2 protein-coding genes are annotated in these 1,410 nt (G+C 67.5%); both read right to left on the bottom strand.

Going from position 1 to position 1,410, the window contains the following annotated elements:
* Positions 1-1,063: class I SAM-dependent methyltransferase (locus EN991_RS36220; protein ID WP_164769660.1), on the bottom strand; the 1,063-nt coding region annotated here is incomplete at its 3' end.
* Positions 1,060-1,410, bottom strand: a 351-nt coding sequence (locus tag EN991_RS36225; RefSeq protein ID WP_164769661.1) for a prolipoprotein diacylglyceryl transferase, incomplete at its 5' end; no start/stop codon positions are given. The genes EN991_RS36225 and EN991_RS36220, both read right to left, overlap by 4 nt.

Below are 1,410 nucleotides of genomic sequence, written 5' to 3' on the forward strand. Positions count from 1 at the left end.
CCGCCACGCCGCGAGGCAGCACCGCAAGCACCTTGAACAGCCCGCCCATGGCTTGCGGCCCGGCGAGGCGCTCGACGTCGCCGGCGATCCTTTCGCGCGCCGCCTGGCCGGCATCGGCGCCAAGGCGGCCGGCGCGCTCGAGGATGCCCATGCCGAGCAGGAAGTCGCCCTGTGTCGTGAGATGGGCTTCGAGGCCATGTGCACGCGCGATCGCGGCAAGGGCGGCGAAATCGACGTGGGAGGTGAGGTCGGCCTCACCGGGATTGGCCAGCACATCTTCGTGATCGTGGCTGCGCAAGGCCTGCAGCGTGTCGCCGACACCCGGCTGGAGATGGCCGTAGTCGAGAAACAGGCCGGCGCCGCCATGCCTGGATATGCGCTCGGCGATTGTTGCCATGAGCGCGGTGCGGGCAGGCGCCACTTCGGCGATCGCACCTTGCGGCGCGTCAGCGGCATCGGCGGGCAGCAGCATCGGGTCGACCGAGCCGGCGCCGGCGAAGAAGCAAAGATCGTTGGTCTCGTCGAGGCCGACCATGCGCTCGCGCCAGCCGGCGCCGGCGCGGATGAACTGGCAGATGGGCACCGCGTCGAACAGTTCGTTGCCGACGATGAACAGCGATTGTTGCGGCAAGGTCTCGATGGTTTCGTGCCAGCCAACCGCGAAGGGTGTGACGCCAAGCGTCTTTTTTTGCACCTCGGTCAGGCGCGGGCTTGTCTCGATCATGGCGAAGGTGGCGCCGTTGGCCAGGTCAGGATCGAGCCGCGACAGCGTGCGCAGCATGTCCTTCATCAGCGTGCCGCGGCCGGGTCCGATCTCGGCGATGGTGACCGGCAGTGGCCGGCCGCTCGCTGCCCAGACCTGGTACACCCAGACCGCGACCAGTTCGCCGAACATCTGGCTGATCTCCGGCGCGGTGATGAAGTCGCCGCCCGCACCAAAGGGCTCGCGCGTCGTGTAGTAGCCGTCCGCCGGGTCGAACAGGCAGAGCGCCATGTACTCGTTGACGGGAAGCGGCCCAAGGGCCTCGATCAGGTCGACGATGCGGGTCTTCAGCCGTGTCATGCCGGCTGCGGCTGTGCCACCGGCTTGGCGGTCAGCATCGCCCAGATGCCGGCCAGCACCATCGGGGTAGAAAGGATCATGCCCATGGTCAGCCAGTTGGTGCCGAGGAGATAGCCGAGCTGCTGGTCAGGCTCGCGGAAGAACTCGACGAAGATGCGCGACAGGCCGTAGCCGCAGATGAAGGCGCCGCCGACGAAGCGCGGCGTCTTCAGCCTGAGGCGCGAATGGGTGAGAATGCGCAGCACAAGGAACAGCACCACACCCTCGAGCAGCGCCTCGTAAAGCTGGCTCGGATGACGGGCAAACGGCCCGCCATCGGGAAACTCGAACGCCCAGGGCACGTCGGT

Origin of the sequence: Mesorhizobium sp. M7A.F.Ca.US.005.03.2.1, from assembly GCF_003997795.1 — a bacterium.
GTDB classification, from domain to species: Bacteria; Pseudomonadota; Alphaproteobacteria; order Rhizobiales; family Rhizobiaceae; genus Mesorhizobium; species Mesorhizobium ciceri.